Origin of the sequence: Embleya sp. NPDC056575 (assembly GCF_042793325.1) — a bacterium.
Classification (GTDB): Bacteria; Actinomycetota; Actinomycetes; order Streptomycetales; family Streptomycetaceae; genus Embleya.
Genome location: NZ_JBHTVA010000170.1, coordinates 1,357 through 1,701 on the forward strand (window position 1 = coordinate 1,357; position 345 = coordinate 1,701).

General features: G+C 40.0%; 1 pseudogene. It reads left to right on the forward strand.

Annotated features, from left to right (window positions below):
* Positions 1-277: pseudogene (locus ACFRCG_RS48465) on the forward strand (IS21 family transposase); the annotation flags it as partial.
* Positions 278-345: the final 68 nt, after the last annotated feature.

Consider the following 345-nt stretch of genomic DNA (forward strand, 5'->3'; position numbering starts at 1 on the left):
ATACCCACGGTATCGGCGTGATCAGCTCATAATTATTCAAAACGTCATTGAGAAATACCCAATGTGGATTGAAGCCACTTTGACTAAATGCCTGATAGATAAACTTTACAGCGCCAATGACTTTCGGGATATCGCAAACCATCAAAATGCATTACAAACTGAATGTACCCAAAAGGTGAAGACTCCCTTTATAAAACATTCAAGTCAAGACAACATCATAGTGACAACTCGCTCTCTTACTGCTTACACAAGTATTTTAGGGGGTGAACCACAGTGAATAAAACTGTAAATGACTTGCAGGAGCACTTTCGCCAATTAAGGTTATCCGAAACAGCTGAGGAGCTA